Raw genomic sequence first — 20,515 nt, forward strand, 5'->3', positions numbered from 1 at the left:
CATGCTTTGGGGAACACGGAGGGTTTTCCAATGCAGAAAAAGTACATCGTTCGGTTGAACGATCAGGAGCGTCGGACGCTCGATGCAATCGTCAAGAAGTTTAGCGGTTCTAGCCAGAAGGTGCGTCGTGCCCAAATCTTGCTTGCTGCGGATGCAGACGATTTGGCATGGACCGATGCGGCGATTGCTGAAGCTTATCGTTGCCGCACCAAGACGGTCGAAAATATACGACAGCGGTTTGTCGAGTTTGGCTTTGAGCAAACACTGCAGGGAAAGAAACGTGCGGAGCCTGCCAGACCTAAATGCCTCAGCGGTCAAGAAGAGGCGAAAATCATCGCCACTCGTCTAGGCAAACCGCCAGCAGGCTATGCCAACTGGTCGCTGAGATTGCTCGCCGAGAAAGTCGTCGAACTGGGGATCTGCGATTCGGTCTCGCATGAAACCGTTCGCCAGACGCTAAAAAAAATCGCATGAATAATCGCAACATCGAGTACTGGGTGATCCCGCCACAGTGCGATGCGGAGTTCGCCGCGAGCATGGAAGATGTGCTAGAAACTTACGAAAAACCGTACGATTCGAGTCATCCGGTGATCTGCATGGATGAACAACCGGTCCAACTGATCAAGGACGTCAACGTTCCGATCGAAGCGACCACCGAACATCCCCGCCGGGTGGACTATGAATACGAACGTGCCGGAGTAGCGAACATTTTCATGTACACCGAGCCGCTGGCAGGATGGCGAGAAGCCTACGCCAGAGAGACCAAGACCAAAGCGGACTGGGCCTTGCTAATGGCTGAGCTGCTTGAGGGACGTTACGCCGATTGCGAGACGGTGACGTTGGTTTGCGACAATCTCAACACGCACACTCGCGGGGCTTTCTACGAAGTGTTTGAGCCGTCTCGAGCACGGGCGTTGGTGAAGCGAATCAACTGGTGCTATACGCCCAAGCACGGTAGCTGGCTCAATATCGCAGAGAACGAGTTAAGCAGCATCACCCGTCAATGTGTTGGCGGGCGACGCATTGGAAGTATTGAGGAGTTGGCCAGAGAGATTGCAGCATGGTCATCGGACATCAATGCAAGACAACGAGGCGTTGACTGGCAGATGAAAATTGACGACGCCCGGGTTAAACTCAAATCCGTCTACCCTAAAATTAGACTTTGACGCACCACTAGCGTTCCCGTCAACGTCAATGTGCCGGTACCGCTACCACCCACGGTGACTCCGCCGCCGGGCGACGCCGATAAATCCCCGCCGGTCGACGTCGAAAGCGTGACCGTCAGATTGCCGCCGTTGTCATCCAGGTCACTCAAGTTCAGCGCCGACAGATCGACGTTGCTGCTGACGTCTTCGGTCACCGTGATGTCGCTCGGCAGGCCGGCGCCGGTCGGGTCATCGTTGATCGAGGCGACCGAGATGTCACGCGTTTGGGTATTGGAATCCACGTCGCCATCGTTGACAGTGAACGAGACCGTGCGGGTCGCGGTCGAGGGGTTTTCGCTGCTGTTGGTGTAGGTGATGCTCCGCAGGGCTGCTTCGTACTGGGCGACCGTTGCGGTGCCGGTCAGAGTCAGCGTTCCGCTGCCGGCGTTCCAAACGCCGCTGATCCCGTTCTGGTCGACGAAGGTTAATACGTCTTCGCCGTTGGTGTAACTACCGGTGATCTGGACGACGGCTGATTCCAGATTCGTGTCATCACTGTCACTCAGCGTCAATGTGGACGTGATCGCCACGGCGCCGACGTTTTCGGTGTAGGCCAGCGTGCTGCCTTCGATGGACGCTTCCACCGGAGCGTCGTTGATCGAGGCGACCGAGATGTCACGGGTCTGCGTGTTCGAATCCACATCGCCATCGTTGACGGTGAACGAGACCGTGCGGGTCGTGGTCGAGGGGTTGTCGCTGCTGTTGGTGTACGTGATGCTCCGCAGCGCCGCTTCGTACTGGGCGACCGTTGCGGTGCCAGAGAGCGTCATCGTTCCGCTGCCGGCGTTCCAGACGCCGCTGATCCCGTTCTGATCGACGAAGGTCAACACGTCTTCGCCGTTGGTGTAGTTCGCGGTGATCTGGACGACAGCCGATTCCAGATTCGTGTCGTCGCTGTCGCTCAGCGCCAATGTCGACGTGATCGCCACGGCGCCATCATTTTCGGTGTAGGCCAGCGTGCTGCCTTCGATCGACGCTTCCACCGGAGCGTCGTTGCCGGCGGTCACCGTCCAGTTAAACGTACTGCTAGTCGTCGTCCCTGCACCGTCGTCGACGGTGAAGTCGAACGAATCGCTCGTCGTTTCCGAGCCGTCGTGGTCGTAAGTGATCAGACCCGCATCGATGTCCGCTTGGGTGAACGTGTCGCTGACGCTCAACGCAACGCCGAGACGGTACAGCGTTCCGTTGGTCGGCAGCGCATCGACGGTGTAAACCAATTGGCTGTCGGTGTTGTCCACGTCGGTCGTTTCCAGCATCGCCGTGGTCACGGTGTTGCCGACGGAGCCTTCCGGGACCGTGTCGCCGGTGTTGGTCGCCAGCACCTGTTCGTCGTTGACTGCGGTGATATCGACGTTGACGGTGCCGATCGTTTGATCGGTTCCGCCGCCGGACCCGGTGTTGCCGCCGTCGTTGACGACCACTTGGATCGTATCGGCGTCGTTACCGAAGGTGTGGGGCGTTCCGTGCAGGTACTGGATGTTGGCCGGGGTGTCCAAGAACGTGTTCAAATCGGCCAGCGAACCCGTCAACGTCAATGTGCCGGTGCCGCTACCGCCCACGGTGACTCCGCCGCCGGTCGATGCCGATAAATCACCGCCGGTCGACGTCGAAAGCGTGACCGTCAGGCTGCCGCCGTTGTCATCCAGGTCCGCCAAGTTCAGCGCCGACAGGTCGACGTTGCTGCTGACGTCTTCGGTCACCGTGATGTCACTCGGCAGGCCGGCGCCGGTGGGATCATCGTTGATCGAGGCGACCGAGATGTCACGCGTTTGCGTGTTCGAATCCACATCGCCATCGTTGACGGTGAACGAGACCGTGCGGGTCGCGGTCGAGGGGTTTTCGCTGCCGTTGGTGTAGGTGATGCTCCGCAGGGCCGCTTCGTACTGGGCGACCGTTGCGGTGCCGGTCAGAGTCAGCGTTCCGCTGCCGGCGTTCCAAACGCCGCTGATCCCGTTCTGGTCGACGAAGGTCAAGACGTCTTCGCCGTTGGTGTAGTTCGCGGTGATCTGGACGACGGCTGATTCCAGATTCGTGTCGTCGCTGTCACTCAAGGCCAGCGTGGACGTGATCGCCACGGCGCCGTCGTTTTCAGTGTAGGCCAGCGTGCTGCCTTCAATCGACGCTTCCACCGGAGCGTCGTTGCCGGCGGTCACCGTCCAGTTAAACGTACTGCTGGTCGTCGTCCCGGCGCCGTCGTCGACGGTGAAGTCGAACGAATCGCTCGTCGTTTCCGATCCGTCATGATCGTACGTGATCAGGCCCGCATCGATATCCGCTTGGGTGAACGTGTCACTGACGCTCAAGACGACCGCGCTGCGGTACAGCGTTCCATTGGTCGGCACCGCATCGACGGTGTAAACCAATTGACTGTCCGTGTTGTCCACGTCGGTCGTTTCCAGCATCGCCGTGGTCACGGTGTTACCGACGGAGCCTTCCGGGACCGTGTCGCCGGTGTTGGTCGCCAGCACCTGTTCGTCGTTGACTGCGGTGATGTCAACATTGACGGTGCCGATCGTTTGATCCGTTCCATCGCCGCTGCCGGTGTTGCCGCCGTCGTTGACGACCACTTGAATCGTATCGGCATCGTTACCGAACGTGTGGGGCGTGCCGTGTAGGTACTGGATGTTGGCCGGAGTGTCCAAGAACGTGTTCAGGTCGGCCAGTGATCCGGTCAATGTCAGCGTTCCCGTCCCCGATCCGCCCACGGTGACTCCGCCGCCGGTCGACGCCGAAAGATACCCACCGGTCGAGGTCGAAAGCGTGACCGTCAGGTTGCCGCCGTTGTCATCCAGGTCCGCCAAGTTCAGCGCCGACAGGTCGACGTTGCTGCTGACGTCTTCGGTCACCGTGATGTCACTCGGCAGGCCGCCTGCATTCGTCGGATCATCGTTGATCGAGGCGACCGAGATGTCACGCGTTTGCGTGTTCGAATCCACATCGCCATCGTTGACGGTGAACGAGACCGTGCGGGTCGCGGTCGAGGGGTTTTCGCTGCCGTTGGTGTAGGTGATGCTCCGCAGGGCCGCTTCGTACTGGGCGACCGTTGCGGTGCCGGTCAGGGTCATCGTTCCGCTGCCGGCGTTCCAAACCCCGCTGATCCCGTTCTGATCGACGAAGGTCAACACGTCTTCGCCGTTGGTGTAGTTCGCGGTGATCTGGACGACGGCCGATTCCAGATTCGTGTCGTCGCTGTCACTCAGCGCCAGCGTGGACGTGATCGCCACGGCGCCGTCGTTTTCAGTGTAGGCCAGCGTGCTGCCTTCAATCGACGCTTCCACCGGAGCGTCATTGACGGTCGTGACGGTGAAGTTAAACGTTCCCGTTGCCGGTGTCGCGCCGTCTTCCCCACCGTCGGCCAGCGAGAAACTGAACGCATCGCTGGTCGTTTCGCTGCCGTCGTGGTCGTAGGTCACGTCTCCGGCATCAATGTCGGCTTGGGTGAAGGTGTCATTGAGTCCCAAGGCGCCGAATCCGGCCAGGTACAGCGTGCCGTTGTCGGTCACGTCGGTGACGGTGTAGGTCAGCCCGGCGCCGCTATCATCGACGTCACCTTCGTTGAGCATCGCTGTCGTGATCGCGGTTCCGGTGGAACCTTCCAAAACCGTCGTGCCGGTGTTGGTCGCGACCGTCGGCGCATCGTTCAGGTCATTGACGTTGACGGTCAGCGTTTCGTCGTAGTAGTTCGATGCGGAGTCCGTCACGCGCACGATCACGCTGTAGGACGACTTGGTCTCGTAGTCCAGGATTCCATCGGTCAGCACCAGTTCGTCACTGGAAACGCCGCCGATGGAGAAGTTCGCTGCATCGGCCCCGCCGAGGATCGAATAGGTGAATGTCTCGCCCGCATCGACATCCGTAGTGGTCAGGGTGGCGACGCTGACGCCGCCGGTGGTATCGGTGAATTCGTTGACCGAAGGGGTGTCGGGCGCGATGTCGGTCGGGGTTTGATTGTTGGGGAACGCCGCGATGGCAGACAGTTTTTCGGCTCCCGCGGTTAATCCGATGTCCGAACCGTCCATCAGCAGCGATGCCGTGGCGGCACCATTGCCTGCGCCGGCAACCAACGTCGTCTGCGTGACCGACAACGCGATGATGTCGTGCTTTTTGACCGCCAACGCGTTGCTGCCGACGCCCGAATCGCGATCGACCGAGAGTACGATGGTCCCGGCCAGGATGGTGTGGCCGCCGATGACGGCGTCGGTTTCATAGAGTTCGACGCCGTTGATCTTTTCGGAGAAACCGAGGTTGGTATCGGAGCCATCCAGCAGCGTCTGCAGCGTGCCGCTGGTCGTTCCCGCACCCACATCGGTCGTTTCAAACAACAACAAGGAGGTATCCAGTCCAGTCGCATCGGTGGTCAGCAAGAAATCGCCGGCCTGAAGCACGGTGTCCCCAACGGTCGTGTTTTGTTCGACCAGCGAGATCCCGCGCACATCGGCGCCGACCGGATCGTCCAGCAACAGATAGAAACTGCCCGACGAATAGTCGCCAGGTGTATCCGCGCGGAACACGATCACATCGTTCTTCGAAATCGCCAGCGTGTTGGTGCTAACCAGCGTTTCATTGTCGGCGGTCGAAAACAGCACGTCGCCTTCGAGCAGATTGAAGTTGGAGCTGCCGACCTGGAGATCGGCCGTGACATAGTGCAGGGCGTCGATCTTGGTGTCACTGCCGAAGGTGTCCAGATTGAACACCGACGTCGCGGTGCCGGACGTCGTCCCGCTGACCGGTTCCAGCAACAGGTCCGGATCACCCAGGCGGAGCACTTCTCCGGCGGTCCAGGAATTGAGGCCGGCGGCGCCTTTGGAATTCACATCACCGTCGGTGCTGAACCAAAACGCGGTGTCATTGGCGGCGGCCATGAATTCAGGCGGGTTTTGGTCCCACAGGAATAAGAATGGCTGGACAGTCGTTTCGCCGGTGTTGTTTTCGACTTCATTCCGTTCGCTCCAACTCGATCCGTCCCACAGCGGATTGTTCAGGTCTCCCCCCGCATCGAGCGCGGTCAGCATGATCTGATTCGTTTCGGGACGACTGGTCAGCGTGACCGTGCGTACCTGGTCCTTGAGATCGACGCCTTGCGTCTCGGCCGACCAGCCGCCGCCGCTGTCCCAGGTGCGATAACTAAAACGGTTGTCGTTCTCCGAATAGACGGCCAGCAGATCACCCGACTGGGATTCAAACGCGACGGCCACACTCAGGAAGGTGTTGTTGGTCTCCGACGTGGACGCCAGCAGTTTGTCGCCCCAGCTGTTTCCGTCCCAGACGGCTAGCCAAGTCTCGCTGTTGGAGGTGTGGGCGGCGAAGGCGATGCGGTCGGTGTTCGGGTCCGAGGCAACGCTGGTCCAGGTCACTTGTCCGGTCACACCACCGGGCGGAGTGATCGATTGCTGGGCCGACCAGGAGCCGCCGTCCCAAACGCGATACAACGCGCTGGCGGTGTTGTCGCCATAGACCACCATGGCGTCACCGCTTTGGGATTCGTAGGTCACGAAGACCTCGGTGTTGCCCGCTCCGGCGGTGGTGGTAAGGGTTTGGGCATTCCCCCAGGCGTTCCCGTCCCAGACCAGCGCGTAATCCTGGTGGGCGGCGTTGCTGACGACCAGCACCATTTCGTCCGAGGCCGGGTCGGAAGCGAAACGCATCTGTTCGGCTTCGCCGGCGATCGGGGTGGTGATCGTGTTGGTCGCCGACCACGCCGTTCCGTTCCAAACCCGATAGGACAGTCCGTCGGTTCCCGTCGCCGCGTTGTTCCAGACCAGCACGGCGTCACCGCTGACCGATTCGTATTCGATCGCAAATCCCCACTTGGTGGAATCCGTAACGGTGGCGAAATCGTTGAACGTAAAGGCCGTCCAGGACGAACCGTCCCACATCTGGCCGCTCAGATTGCCGGCCGCGTCGACGCCGATGACGATCTTTTCGTCTCGGTCGGGCGACTCCGCTCCGTCGATGACGCGCCATGGACCGCCGATGTCGGCGGTGTTGACTTCGATACTGAAGTCGTTGCCGTTGAAATCGGCCGCCTGCGGGGTGGACAGGCCGTTTTGAGACCAGATCACGGTGGAGGGGCCGTCGAAGGAGGTATCGGTCACATTCAGGACGGTAACGCTGATCGCCTGCACGGCGCTGCCGGTCGTTCCGTCACTGGCGGTGACTTGGACTTCGTAGACGTTGTCGCCTTCGACATCCAAGGGATTTTCGTAGTCGGGCGGGCTGATGAACGTCAAGACGCCGGAGTTGGTGTCGATCGAGAAGAACGCCTGGTCGGCGCCGCCGGTGATCGAATACGTCGGCGTGGCGGCTTCGGCGTCTGTGGCGGTGACCGTCAACACGGCAGTCTGGTTCTCGTCGACCGCGACGGTGTTGGACGACGTGAAGACCGGATCGTCGTTGACCGCCGTGACGGTAAAGTTGAACGTACTGCTAGTCGTCGTTCCCGCGCCGTCATCGACGGTGAAGTCAAACGCATCACTGGTCGTTTCGCTGCCGTCGTGGTCGTACCTAATCAGCCCCGCATCGATGTCCGCTTGGGTAAACGTGTCATTGACGTTCAAAGCGACCGCGCTGCGATACAATGTTCCGTTGATGGGCACCGTATCAACCGTGTAAACCAATTGGTTGTCGGTGTTGTCCACGTCCGTCGTTTCCAGCATCGCGGTGGTGATGATGTTGCCGACGGAACCTTCGGCGATCGTATCGCCAGCGTTGGTTGCCAACACCTGTTCGTCATTGATCGCGGCGATCGAGATGTCGCGCGTCTGGGTATTGGAATCCAAGTCGCCGTCGTTGACGGTGAAGGACACCGTCCGAGTCGCGGTCGAGGGATTCTCGCTGCTGTTGGTGTAGGTGATGCTCCGCAGCGCAGCTTCGTACTGGGCGACCGTCGCGGTGCCGGTCAGCGTCAGCGTCCCGCTGCCCGCATTCCAAATCCCGCTGATCCCGTTCTGATCGACGAATGTCAGGACATCTTCGCCGCTGGCGTAGTTGCCAGTGATCTGGACAACGGCAGATTCCAGATTCGTGTCATCAACATCGCTCAGGGCCAAGGTGGACGTAATCACCACCGCCCCGTCATTTTCGGTGTAGGCGAGGACACTGCCTTCGATCGATGTTTCGACCGCTGCATCATTGACGGCGGTGACGTTGACCGTTCTCTGCGCGGTATTACTCGTCCCGGTGTCGCCGTCGGTCAGCACAAAATCGATGGTGCGTGCCGCCGTCGAGGGATTATCCGACGTGTTGTGATAGCCGATCTGCCGCCCGATGGCCTGAGCGATCGCCGGTGTGCTGTTGGCGTTGAACGTGATCACCAGGTCCGAGCCGCCAGTGCCCCCGGTGAAGGTGGCGACGTCGATTCCGCCGTGCCGGATCGTGCTTCCGACCACCGTGACCGATCCCCCGTCGACGACGGTCAACTGATCGTTGCTGGTGCCGCCGGCAGAGAAGGAAACGGTTAGCGTTCCGGTGTCGAGGTCGGTGGAATAGGGATCCGACGCGGTGAATCCGCTGTCGATCAAAGTTGGCGCCGCGTTTTCGGTGTAGGCGGCCGAACCACCGGTCGTGGTGAGGACCGGATCATCGTTGACGGTGATGGTGACGGTGGCCACGTTGGAGTCGAGGCTGCCATCGGTGGTTTGATAGGTGAATGTGTCGACGCCGTTGAAGTTTGCATTGGGCGTGTAGGAGAATGAACCGTCGGCGTTGATACTGAGTGTTCCGTTGCTCGGTCCTGACACGACCGCCGTGTTGACGTGGATCGCACGGTGATCGAAATCACTGTCGTTCTGAAGCACGCCGGAGCGTGCGATGTTTTCCACCTCGGTGGCGGAAAGTGCCGTGTCGTAGATCCGTACGTCGTCGATCTGACCACTAAAGAGTCGAGTGTTCGCACCGGGCTTGCCAATTTGAAGGGCACCCCAGGCGGATCGGTCATTCTGTACCCCTGTGTCCGTGCCTTCCAATACACCGTCGACATACAACGACGCGCTGAAGACACCGCCGCCCAGATCGGTCACGGTCACCGCGGCATGATGAAACTCGGTCGTGTCGGTGAAGTCTGAATTCGAAACGATGTAGATCGGGTCCGCACCATTGACGGGGACTTCATATCCCAAGAAAAAGACGATCTTGTTAGCCTGGTCGTAGGTTCCGATCGTCAGCCCCATTTCCGACTCCGCCGCCGTTCCCGGTGCCGAACCATATCCGTTGCCGCCGCTGTAGCCTTCCCACAGGATGTGTTGTTGTCCGGATGTGGTGGTCGCTTGGAACCACGCCGACATCGTAAAACTGCTGGCCGTCTTCATCACCGTGCTGGTGGTTGAAACGTAATCCGCGGTGCCATCAAACGTCAGCGCGTCGGAGCCCACATAGCCGGTCGACCAGGTCGGATCATCGGTATCAACGGCCGCCGTCGCGCCCAACGTCGCGTCATTCCCCAAGGCTCCGGAATCGACGGTGGTTTGGCCGGTTCCCTCGTCAAACTGCCACCAGTTGGCCAAGTTGGTTGTCGTCGGCCCGACGTTCAGCGTGGTGTTGACACTGGTGGAATACGCATCGTCGCCGGCGACCGGAGCGGTGTTGGTGACCGAGACGTTTTGAGCAAATTCAGACGTGTCGGTGAATGCATTGAAACTGACGTTACTCTTCGTCGCCGTTGCGCTGACGATCTCTCCGGCCAGCACGTTGGCCGTCAACGTCGCATTGATCGTGGCGTTTCCGGATCCGTCCGTGGTGACGTTGGCAAAGCCGAGATAACGCTGTCCCTCGCCGTACCCTGAGCCATCACCCGACGCGCTGGCGAAAAACTCGATGCGGTAGTAACTGTTGGCGACGCCGTTGAGCGTGCCGATGATATTCACGTCGGTCGATGATATCATTTGCGCCGAGGTAAGTACCGGATAGTTTTGCCGGTTGTTTGCGCCACTGTCACCATCGCCGACGTCGTTGGCTGTGACACCATTTCCACCGAGGTCAATTCCCAGACCAGTGTTCGAATGAATCACATTGGAGAGAATCGCATTGCTGATGATCCCCGCATTTGAATAGAGGCGTATTCCGTCGCGAAGGTTTCCTGCGATCAGATTACCTTCCCCGGCATTAATCCCACCGATGCGATTACCAGACGGGTCGCCCGCCGTCGCGTCGGCAAATCGGCTGATGAAGACACCGTCAAAATCGTTGCCCAAGGTGGCATCGCCATCGACGTCAGCGCCGATGTAGTTGTTGATGATCGTATTGCCCGTCGCACCGACCCCGCCGATGCGGATGCCCAACCCGTTACCGGAGATGAGGTTTCGTTCATAGACGTTTGTTCCACCGATCGTGTTGTTGGCGCTGTCAACAATGATGATCCCGTCATTGGCATTGCCAAGGTCCGCATAGCCGGATGCATCGGTTCCGATGAAGTTCCCGGTGATGGTGGTGGCCGAAGCGCCCGCATTGATCTGAATTCCGGAATCTGAGTTCGCCGAAATGACGTTTCCGGCCCCGGCTATCGAACCTCCGATCAAGTTACCGGTGCCGCCATTGATTTCGATACCGTCACCGATGCGGTTGCCGCGATCCAATGAGCCGGTGGCATCGGTGCCGATGAAGTTGCCTTGAATCACATTGTTCGACGTATTGACCTCGATACCTTCCCAATTCATCGAGATCACATTTCGCTCTGCCGCCGTCGTTCCGCCGATCGTGTTTCCCGTACCAGAAATGATTGCGATTCCGACGTCGCTATTGCCGCCGCCGGTTGCACCGTCGGGATCCAGGCCTACAGTGTTGCCTTGGATGACATGGCCTGTGACACCAGATCCAACGATAGTGATTCCCTCATCGCCATTATTTGTGATGACATTACGAAGAATCATTGCGTTCGAGCCGGCGATATCAATTCCGTCATCGCTGTTCCCTACCCCGCTGTTTCCGATCCCGGTGGTCCCGGTCCCCGCGGTGCCGATCCAGTTGTCGGCGATCGTCACATTGTCCGCGCCCGCTGCGATGTTGATTCCATCAGCAGTGAACCCGGTGACCATGATGCCTTGAATGGTGCTGCCCGCTCCTCCGGCACTGATGCTGATGCCACTGAATCCAGAGGCATTGCCATCGATCCGGACGACCGGGGTGTTTACGTAATCTGGTTCACTCATGCCATCGATGGTGACCGTGTCCGTGATCGTCAGTGCTGAGCCGATGTTGATCGTATGGACGCCGGTGCCCGCGATGGCGAAGTCGATCGTGTCGTCGACGGTTGTCGACGCGTTGGACTGTGCGATCGCCCAACGCAGACTTCCCACGCTGCCGTCATCGAGCGTGTTGGTCACTGTGTAGACATTCAGGACGTGATTCCATTGGGAGAGTGCCTGCGTGTCGAAGGCAATCCCGGCGTCCACGGACCCGACCGTGTATTCCAGATCCCAGTCACCGCCGAGTTGCTCGGCTCCCGTCAAGTCATCGCTGGCCGCAACGTCACAGTCACACAGTGTGGCGATCGAATCGATCAGCGTACGGCCCTCGGCGGTGCTGGCCAGATCGCAGCCATAGATCAAGAGATCGGCGTCCGTGTCGAGTGAGCCGGCCCACGAGGAAATGTCGCCGGCGTATCCGTTCGCCGAGTACAGGTCCAACCGCGTGTTGCCGAGTTGCAGTCCCTGTCCGTCACCGTGGGCGAGAATGTGAATCGCGTCGACGCCCGACAGCCCGCCGAGGGTCTCGGTGATCCGGGTGATGCCGTCTTCTTCCGACGAGAGTCGAACGATCAACCATTGTGTTCCGTCATCGGAATGGTCCCGCAGTCCGGCCAACAGCGTCTCGGCGTCTTCGACACCGTCGTCGACGAAGACCACTTCGAGAGGACGCGACGGATCAGTTGTGGAAGAATCAAATAGAGTCTTCGAGTCAGGCTGATCGGATTGTGAATCAACCAAATCGACCGGATGGGCACCGAACAACTCGTCAGACGCGCCCGGCGCAGCGGACTGGAGCATCTGCGTCATCGCCGCGTCGAGAAGTTCGACGTCTGCGTCAACGGGCAAATCTGCCGTGTCGGGACCGTCTGCGCTGAGCAGAATGCGGTCCTCCAGCAGGAAGAAGTCGAAAACGCGTGAGGGGTGATTCGCCGACAAGGTTGAAGATCCAGTAAAGCGCGAGCGGGGCTGGCGAAAGACGACGCCACTGCCCCCGTGTCCGTCGTTTTCACCTCCCAATACCTAAGCCACAAAAGGATGGCGGAGATACGCCTCATCCGCGGGACGTGCCTATGCGGGGCAACGGCCACGCAAACTCGTGCAGACTGAACAGACCAAAGCGCCTGTGACGGTTATGACCGCTGCCGAGGGGAATCGATTTGGCCGCCCCACCGCGAAAGGCAGATCAGCGGGTGCGCCGCTTCCTCGCCACAAAGAACGGTCAAGCAGACGGCATTTGAGCCGGTTATGATGCGTGGCACCAACCCGACAACGCCGTGGAACGACTTCGAAAACGCCGCGTTGCGTTGCACCCATTCGATTGACCAGCAGGCCCCCACGACCTCCCGCTCCATGAAATACGTTCTCTGTTTTTGCTCACTGATCCTTGCGATCACCGTCCAGGCCGCCGATCGGCCGAATATTGTGTTTATCCTCGCCGATGACATGGGCTATGGCGACGTCCAAGCTCTCAACCCAGATTCCAAGATCGCCACACCGAATCTGAATCGACTGGCCGCCGAGGGCATGACGTTTTCTGACGCACACTCCCCCTCCGCGGTTTGCACGCCGACTCGCTACGCCACGTTGACCGGACGTTATTGTTGGCGGAGCAAATTAAAACGAGGGGTGCTCAACGGATACGGAACGCCCTTGATCGAAACGGACCGACCGACGGTTGCGTCGCACCTCAAACAGCACGGGTACCATACGGCGGTCATCGGCAAATGGCACCTCGGCCTCGGGTTTCAAAAAGACGCCGAAGGCCAATGGGATTGGACCAAACCGCTCAGCTATTCACCAGTCGATGCCGGCTTCGATCGTTCACTGGTCATCCCCGCCTCGCTCGATTTCCCTCCCTATGTTTACGTCGACGGCCATCGGATCACCGGCAAACCCGATCGGATCCAACCGGCCAAAGGATTTCCAGCGTATCTGCGAAAAGGCGAACTGGGTTCAGATTTTTCGATTCCAGATTGTTTGGATGAATTGACCGCGCAGGCTTCCCAGCACATTCGCTCGCGGGCCGACCAAGACCAACCGTTCTTCCTGTATTTTCCGCTCACCGCCCCGCACAAACCCGTTTGGCCACACGGCCGTTTTGCCGGGACGACCAAGCTCGGCCCGTATGGGGATTTCGTGTCGCAGGTCGATTGGACGGTCGGTCAAGTCTTGCAGGCGATCGACGAATCCGGTCTCGCCGAAAACACGTTGGTGATCTACACCAGTGACAACGGCTCGTTCATGCGACGCCAGAGCGACGCCGACCAGCCGGGACATGTCAGCGATGAGACGATCCAGGCGTACTACGAAGGCAACCACAAAGCCAATGGCCCCTGGCGCGGCACCAAAGCAGACATCTGGGAAGGTGGTCACCGCGTCCCGTTTTTTGCCCGCTGGACGGGCACGATCCAACCGGGGTCCCGCAGCGATCAACCGATCTGTCACGTGGACTTGTTTGCGACCGCGGCGGAGTTGGCCGGGACCAAGCTGCCGCCGGCTGAACAGGCCGCGCCGGACAGCTTCAGCATCGTACCGTTGCTACGAGGAAACGACGAGCAGTTTCGACGCGCGCCCGTCGTGAATCATTCCGCAAATGGAACGTTTGCGATTCGCGACGGGAACTTGAAGCTGGTTTTCAGTGACGGTTCAGGCGGACGTGAAAGGCCCTTGGGTCGCCCCTTCGGCACGCCTTGGCAGCTGTACGATCTGGACAACGATCCGACCGAGTCGATGGATCTGGCGGAGACGAATCGAGAGGTGGTTGAAAAGCTCGGGGCGGAGTTGTTTCGGTTCTTAGCCAACGAGAAGAGCCGCTGAGGCAAGCGAGCCACGCTTCCAACACATTTCAGAGTCACCCTCCCTCTGGGCATCGGTATCTACACAAGTCACTTATTGCCCAAAGGGCATGCATATCCCTAGCCTGGGGCAAGCAAACCGAGCATTTGCGAGGGTTGCGCCGCCCCAGGGACCTTATGGCCACGAGGTTCAATTTGGCCAACGGCCATGCACAACCTTCGCAGTTGCCGAGGCAAGTGTGTATGGCCGTTGGCCAATCCCTCTCGTTCTCGTTTGCGGACCTTGGGCGGTGCCCAAGGCTATGGATGTAAACGGCCGTTGGCCGAAACCATCCACTTAAAACCGATCTGATACACGAAATCTGACATGCAAAAGATGTGTAGATACCAATGCCCTCCGGGAGGGTTTCTCAAGCTGTCTAAACGCTGACGCCCTCTGCCAGGCCGAACGCCCGATTTCTTCCACACCCTCCACACCCTCCAAGACGTCCGCCATGGAAACGATCGCACCGCTGCTGGCTTTCACACCGATTCTGGTTGTTGCCGTTCTGCTGGTCGCGTTGCGAATGCCGGCGTCCCGGGCGATGCCGATCGCGTACGTCAGCGTGGTGGTGTTGGCGTACTTTGTATGGCAACTGGACACGGCAACGATCGCCGCGGCGTCGGTCAATGGATTGGTCGTCACGGCTCAGTTGTTGTTCATCATTTTCGGTGCCATCCTGCTGCTCAACACGCTCAGCGAAAGCGGGGCGCTGGCGGTGATTCGGCGGGGATTCACGGACATCACCCCGGATCGCCGTGTTCAGGTCATCTTGATTGCCTGGTTGTTCGGATCGTTCATCGAAGGCAGCGCGGGATTTGGAACTCCCGCGGCCGTTTGTGTACCGCTGTTGGTGGGACTGGGGTTCCCGGCCAAGTCGGCGGTGGTCAGCGGCATGTTGATCCAGTGCACACCGGTGTCGTTTGGTGCGGTGGGTACTCCGATCTTGATCGGCGTCAAAAACGGACTCAGCGGCAGCGAGACGGTCGTCGCCTATGCCCGGAACCGGCTCGGTGCGGGCGAGGACATCTGGTCCACCTTGTTGCCGTTGGTCGGTGGCCGCGTTGCCTTTGTTCATATGCTTTGCGGGCTGCTGATTCCGTTATTCGTCGTCGCGGTGATGACACGTTTTTTTGGGGTCAACCGCTCCTGGCGCGAAGGGTTGCGGATCTGGCCCTTCGCGTTGTTTGCGTCGTTGTCGATGACCATTCCCTCGACGATCATTGCCAACACGCTGGGTCCCGAGTTTCCATCGTTGATCGGCGCTCTGGTCGGGTTGGCGTTGACGGTGCCGCTGGCGCGACGGGGTTGCTTGTTGCCTTCCGAACCGGCCTGGGACTTTGCCGACGCCTCGCACTGGCCGGCCGATTGGAACGGCAACGTCGACATCCGCCTGAAGGACGCCGATCACCGCCTGTCCATCGTGCGATCGTGGGCGCCGTACTGGATGATTGCCGTGTTGTTGGTGTTGACGCGGTTGCCCTCGCTTGAGATCGGCCAGTGGCTCAAGTCGATCACGATTCCGACTGACGCCGCGTTGACAGAAAATTTGTTCGGGTCCGCCATCAGTGTCAAACCGGTTGCGCCGCTGTATCTGCCAGGCGCACTGTTCGTGTTGGTTTGTTTGCTGACGATTCCGTTGCACCGCATGTCCAAGCGGGCGGTCATCGAAGCGACAACGCGTTCGATGCGGATGGTCGTGTCGGCATCGCTGGCGCTGCTGTTTGCGGTGCCGATGGTTCAGCTGTTTATCAACAGCACGGGCGGTGAAGCGGGGTTTGATTCGATGCCCAAGGTCCTCGCCGGAGGAGTCTCTTCGTTGGTCGGCGGTGCCTGGCCGTTGCTGTCACCGTTGGTAGGAGGACTCGGCGCGTTCGTCGCCGGCAGCAACACGATCAGCAACATGATGTTTTCTCTGTTTCAGTTTCAAGTCGGCCAGAACATCGGTGCCGATCCGATTTGGATCGTCGCCTTGCAAGCGGTCGGCGGAGCGGCGGGCAACACGATTTGTGTGCACAACGTCGTCGCGGCCTGTGCCGTCGTGGGACTGGTCGGCCGTGAAGGCGACATCATTCGAATCACCGCGATGGTGTTTCTGTACTACGTGGTCGTCGCGGGAATCATCGGCATCGTCGTCGCGTAAGCCGCGTTGCACCACGCTGGCAGCGAAGCTTACGCCTCGACGGCGCGTACAAATTCTCGATAGCGACCGCCGGTGAAGGCGGCATCTTTGGGAATGAACAGATACAGGTCGCGATCGACCACGACGATCAACCCCTTGCGCGTTCGGATCGGTCGAGTTTGGGGCAACGGTGTGGTGAAATTTCCGTTCGGTCCGGCCCACTGAAGCAATCCATCGCTGACGCGGACCGAAAGTCCGGCACCCTCGACGATGCCGTGTGTGGCGAGTTGTTGTCTCGACGTCTTGCGTACACCGACAATCAATCCCAGATAGACGATCGTCGCAAGCCCCATGACGGCAAGCTGACGCAACACCATGGGGACCTGAAATCCGCCGGTCGCGGCTGACGGGCCCAGTGGAAGTAAACCATCAAACGCGACCAAGAATGATAGGGCGATCATCACGAAGGATGCCAATGTCAAACGACCACCGCATCGGTACAACAGAAACTTGGACTCGGCAAACCGAAGCTGCGGCCTGGTGACGAGAAACTCTGCCGAAGGATTGTCCGCAAGTTCCGCGGAATCCTCCGCATCGATCGGCGCTCGATAGGGATTGATCATTGCGATTCGAACCACGCGACCGCGGCGTCAAGCTCGGTTCGAATTCCAAGTATCTGTCCCCAACGATACAAATACTCTCGGTGGATTTCGGTGTTGTGCAATGCAAACAGTTCTTGCACATCTGCTTGGTCGATCAATCGGTTTGCGAATAACTTATGAATGATCAGATCCTCGCGTGAAATGACGCGGACCGGTGCATCGACACCCTCGACCGTTGCGTCCGTCGCATTTTCCAACACGTTTTCATAGTACTCGCTGTCGCCGACGAGCAAGTCGATCTCAACGGTCACGAAAAAGTCTGCCGGCTGGTATTCCCACTGCGTCAACTCGAATAGCCCCAATCGCTTGCCCGAAGGACGTTGCTGTTGAAATCCGAGTCGAGACAGAAGCGGTGAGATCTGATCGAGATCCGACTGCAGCATCGAAATGTCAATGTCCTGAGTGCTACGGACACTTCCCCAGAACGACAGCGCAAGTCCGCCAGCAATCGCGGCAGGGATTTCGGACTTGGCGATTTCCGGCCAGAGGATCGCGAGGGTGTCAATCACCGCTGTCGGTGGCATCGTGTTTCTCCTCCTCGAGATTCATGGTTTTGATCCGTTGAAAATATCGCTCTGCGGCGCGTTCGTAAGCGGCGAGTTTGCGTTGTCTGCGTTCGGCGTTCCATTGATGATACGCAGATCGGAGGTCGCCCTCGGGACCGATTTTATGTCTCAGACCCGCCATCAGCATCGCGTGCGAGAGTTCCATCGCTTCACGCCAGCGGGCGAAGTTGTACGCCGTACGGCGGGGGTGCTGTGCGGGTAACCCGTCGATTTGGTTTTTTAGCGGCAGCTTCTCGTTCATCAGCTTTGAGTCTCAATCGTCCGGCCATCGGCCAGTGGTTATTTCGCGTCGGCCGACACGTCCACGAAGCGTAACCTAACCTTGCAGCAGCCTGTATGCCCACGCCCCCTAAATCAACTGCAAATCCCGATGCTCCGCTGCCACGAGCTCCGCAAACTGTACGAAGACCACTTGGCCGTCGACGGGGTCTCCTTTTCGCTCCAGCCCGGAAACATAGGCGGTTTGGTGGGGCCCAACGGGGCTGGAAAGACCACCACGATGCGTTGCTTAGCCGGTTTAATCCCTGCGACCGATGGCAGTTTGTGCGTTGCGGGGTGCGATTTGTCGCACGGCGGCGCGACGACGCTGATGGAACTCAAGCGGCGTCTGGCATACGTCCCCGACGACCCGCCGTTGTTCGATGACCTGACCGTTGCCCAGCATCTGGAATTCATCGGCCGAATCTACGAGGTGCCCCATCATCGCGAAAAATCCGCCGAGTTGCTCGATTATTTTCAGCTCACCGACAAGACCAACGCCGGGGCGACGACGCTTTCTCGCGGCATGCGTCAGAAACTCGCGATCTGTTGTGCGTACCTGTACGACCCGGCCGTGTTGCTGCTGGACGAACCGATGACGGGCCTCGATCCGCCCGGCATTCGACGCCTGCTTGAATCGATCAAACAACGCGCCGCAGCCGGCGCGACGATCATCATTTCCAGTCACTTGTTGGCGATGATCCAGGACGTGTGCACGCATTTGATTGTCATGCAGCATGGCAAACTGCAGTACTACGGTGACGTCGATCAACTGCGAGCGGAGTTCCCCGGTGCACAATCGCTCGAGGAAGCTTATTTCGAAGCGACCGCGGCGCTGACGGTTTGATGATCACGTGCTGGGCTTCCAGACTGCATCAGCTGCCTTACCTGGCTGGAAGCCTTTTCCACTTTTCTTTTCAGCTTGACCACAACCTCGTCCCATGTCGTCCCCCCACAAACATCTGATCTGGCTGACGTTGCGACGCAGTCTGTTTCGGCTTCAACGCGCGGCAAATCGCATGCGGTCGCCGCGCCGTATCGTGGCCTCGGCGATCGCCGTGATTTTTCTGTGTGCCTACGTGTTGAACGGGTTCTTGATCCTGGCGGCGCGGCGGACCGCGGATCCGGAGTCGTTGCGGTTGTGGCTATCCGGCGGCATGGTGCTGTACCTGATTTACCACGCCGTGCGGTGCGTCTGGACCGACAAACAGGTCGACATGGAATACACCGCCGCGGAAAACCTCTGGCTCGGCGGTGCGCCGCTGAAGCGATCGACGGTGGCGGCCTACAAAGTCAACACGGTCTTCTTTTCGGCGTTGTTGAAGACGTTCTTCCTGGTCGTCGCGCTGGCGCCGGATGTCCGGCACGCCGGTCTGTTAGCGACCGGAGTCTTCGCCGCGCTGGTGTTGCTTGAAACGGTGCGGATGATCTGGCAGCGTTTTGTGAGCGGGCTTTCGCGTCGTCATCTCGTGGGGGCGAGGATTGCGTTGTCCGCGATTGCGTTGGCAACCATCATTCAGTTCTTCGGCCAACTGGCCGCGATCACACCCGCCGGTTCACTGCCCGGGGTTTATGTGCTGAACAGTTTTCGCGCGATCGGACAAATTGCATCCTGTGATGCCGTTCAGTGGCTGGCGATCGGTTGGCGTCCCGCCGCGTTACTGGCAACAACGGTCGACATCACCACGCACACCGCGGTTCAAATGTTGGCATCGGTCATGCTGGTGCCGTTCGCCATCCTGGCCCTGGTTCGTGTCGATGGCTGGGCCAGGAGATCGACACTGGCTCGCGAACAAGCACGCTTGCGTGCGGGTGATTTTCATTCACCGGCAAGCAGCCGCGCCAACCCAACAGGTACGCATTGCGACGAGACGTTGGCCGATCGCATCGAAGCGATCTTGCCGCGGCGGATGGGCGAATCGGTGGCGTTGGTTTGGCGACAAGCACTCTCGATCCGGCGTTATTATGGAACCATCTTGTTTAGTTTTCTGGTCCCCACGCTGCTCTGTCTTTCGCCGCTGTTGACCGGACGTGTTGGGAACCAATGGGCGTTTGTCGTTGCCGGGATCGCGCTGAGCACGATGCTGTTGGCACCACCGGCACTGCGGTTGGACTTTCGACGCGACTTGAAGCGGATGTTGTTGTTGCGATCACTACCGCTGCGGCCGATCCACGCCGTGCTCGGCCAGTTGACGCTGCCGATCCTGATCACGGTCGGATTTCAATGGACGACCTTGGGAATTGCAGCAGCGGTCGCCGGTCCGGGTTGGCCCCAGATCATCGGATGGGGCGGCATGCTTTCGGCGTTGGCCGTGTTCACCTTCGCGACCGAAAATGCATTGTTTCTGGCGTACCCGCACCACGAGAACGCACAAGGGTTCGGGATGGTCGTCAGGGCGAACGTGATGTTCCTCGGCAAGGCGACGTTGATCGCCGCCGCCGTCGGGGCGCTGCTGGTTTGGGTGTCGATTTGCAAATCGATCTTCAGCGATCCGCTGTCGGTCCCCGTCTACGTCTTTGGCGCCGTCGCAGGGACCTGGCTAATGGCCGTCAGCGCCATCCTGGTGACCGCGTGGTGCTGGAATCGCTTCGACATCTCCGCCGATCTGCCGCCGGAGTAGGGAGTGGGAGTTTCAGGTTCCAAGTTTCAGGTTCCAAGTTCCAAGTTTCAAGTTTCAAGTTTCAG

General features: G+C 59.4%; 10 protein-coding genes. 6 read left to right on the forward strand and 4 right to left on the reverse strand.

All coding sequences use genetic code 11. From position 1 onward, the window contains the following. Positions 1-30: 30 nt before the first annotated feature. Together TBK1r_RS34875 and TBK1r_RS34880 are read left to right on the forward strand one after the other, a co-directional pair. Positions 31-474 (forward strand): helix-turn-helix domain-containing protein, encoded by a 444-nt coding sequence (locus tag TBK1r_RS34875; protein ID WP_145209012.1) that lies wholly within the window; start codon positions 31-33, stop codon positions 472-474. Further along, a complete protein-coding gene (locus tag TBK1r_RS34880) occupies positions 471-1,166 on the forward strand; it encodes an IS630 family transposase (RefSeq protein WP_145209010.1) in 696 nt (231 codons plus the stop codon). Before TBK1r_RS34875 ends, TBK1r_RS34880 begins: the two co-directional genes overlap by 4 nt. On the opposite strand, the gene TBK1r_RS34885 is transcribed toward TBK1r_RS34880, so the two are convergent. Continuing rightward, the gene (locus TBK1r_RS34885; protein ID WP_145220475.1) at positions 1,145-12,322 is read right to left on the reverse strand and encodes a cadherin-like domain-containing protein; all 11,178 of its coding nucleotides are present in this window, start codon (positions 12,320-12,322) and stop codon (positions 1,145-1,147) included. The two genes, TBK1r_RS34880 and TBK1r_RS34885, sit on opposite strands and share 22 nt — an antisense overlap. Before the next feature lie 414 nt (positions 12,323-12,736). On the opposite strand from TBK1r_RS34885, the gene TBK1r_RS34890 reads away from it, so the two are divergent. Continuing rightward, complete coding sequence (locus TBK1r_RS34890) at positions 12,737-14,203, forward strand: sulfatase family protein (protein WP_145220477.1); 1,467 nt, start codon at positions 12,737-12,739, stop codon at positions 14,201-14,203. A 472-nt stretch (positions 14,204-14,675) separates the two neighbouring features. After that, on the forward strand, positions 14,676-16,364 hold the full coding sequence (locus TBK1r_RS34895) for an L-lactate permease (RefSeq protein WP_145220479.1): 1,689 nt from the start codon (positions 14,676-14,678) through the stop codon (positions 16,362-16,364). 29 nt (positions 16,365-16,393) lie between these two features. Here TBK1r_RS34895 and TBK1r_RS34900 read toward each other — a convergent pair whose 3' ends face one another. From TBK1r_RS34900 to TBK1r_RS34910, 3 genes are read right to left on the reverse strand one after another with little or no spacing between them, the layout of a single operon-like run. Beyond that, on the reverse strand, positions 16,394-16,966 hold the full coding sequence (locus TBK1r_RS34900) for a hypothetical protein (protein WP_145220481.1): 573 nt from the start codon (positions 16,964-16,966) through the stop codon (positions 16,394-16,396). Further along, positions 16,963-17,529 (reverse strand): nucleotidyl transferase AbiEii/AbiGii toxin family protein, encoded by a 567-nt coding sequence (locus TBK1r_RS34905; RefSeq protein WP_145220483.1) that lies wholly within the window; start codon positions 17,527-17,529, stop codon positions 16,963-16,965. The genes TBK1r_RS34900 and TBK1r_RS34905 overlap by 4 nt, the downstream gene beginning before the upstream one ends. Beyond that, positions 17,507-17,812 (reverse strand): hypothetical protein, encoded by a 306-nt coding sequence (locus TBK1r_RS34910; protein WP_145220485.1) that lies wholly within the window; start codon positions 17,810-17,812, stop codon positions 17,507-17,509. The genes TBK1r_RS34905 and TBK1r_RS34910 overlap by 23 nt, the downstream gene beginning before the upstream one ends. 129 nt (positions 17,813-17,941) lie before the next feature. Here TBK1r_RS34910 and TBK1r_RS34915 point away from each other — a divergent pair, with 129 nt between their 5' ends. Together TBK1r_RS34915 and TBK1r_RS34920 are read left to right on the forward strand one after the other, a co-directional pair. Further along, positions 17,942-18,676, forward strand: a complete 735-nt coding sequence (locus TBK1r_RS34915) for an ABC transporter ATP-binding protein (protein ID WP_145220487.1) — start codon at positions 17,942-17,944, stop codon at positions 18,674-18,676. 94 nt (positions 18,677-18,770) lie between these two features. Further along, on the forward strand, positions 18,771-20,450 hold the full coding sequence (locus tag TBK1r_RS34920; protein ID WP_145220489.1) for a hypothetical protein: 1,680 nt from the start codon (positions 18,771-18,773) through the stop codon (positions 20,448-20,450). Positions 20,451-20,515 lie beyond the last annotated feature (65 nt).

Source organism: Stieleria magnilauensis, assembly GCA_007753675.1.
Taxonomy (GTDB): Bacteria; Planctomycetota; Planctomycetia; order Pirellulales; family Pirellulaceae; genus Stieleria; species Stieleria magnilauensis.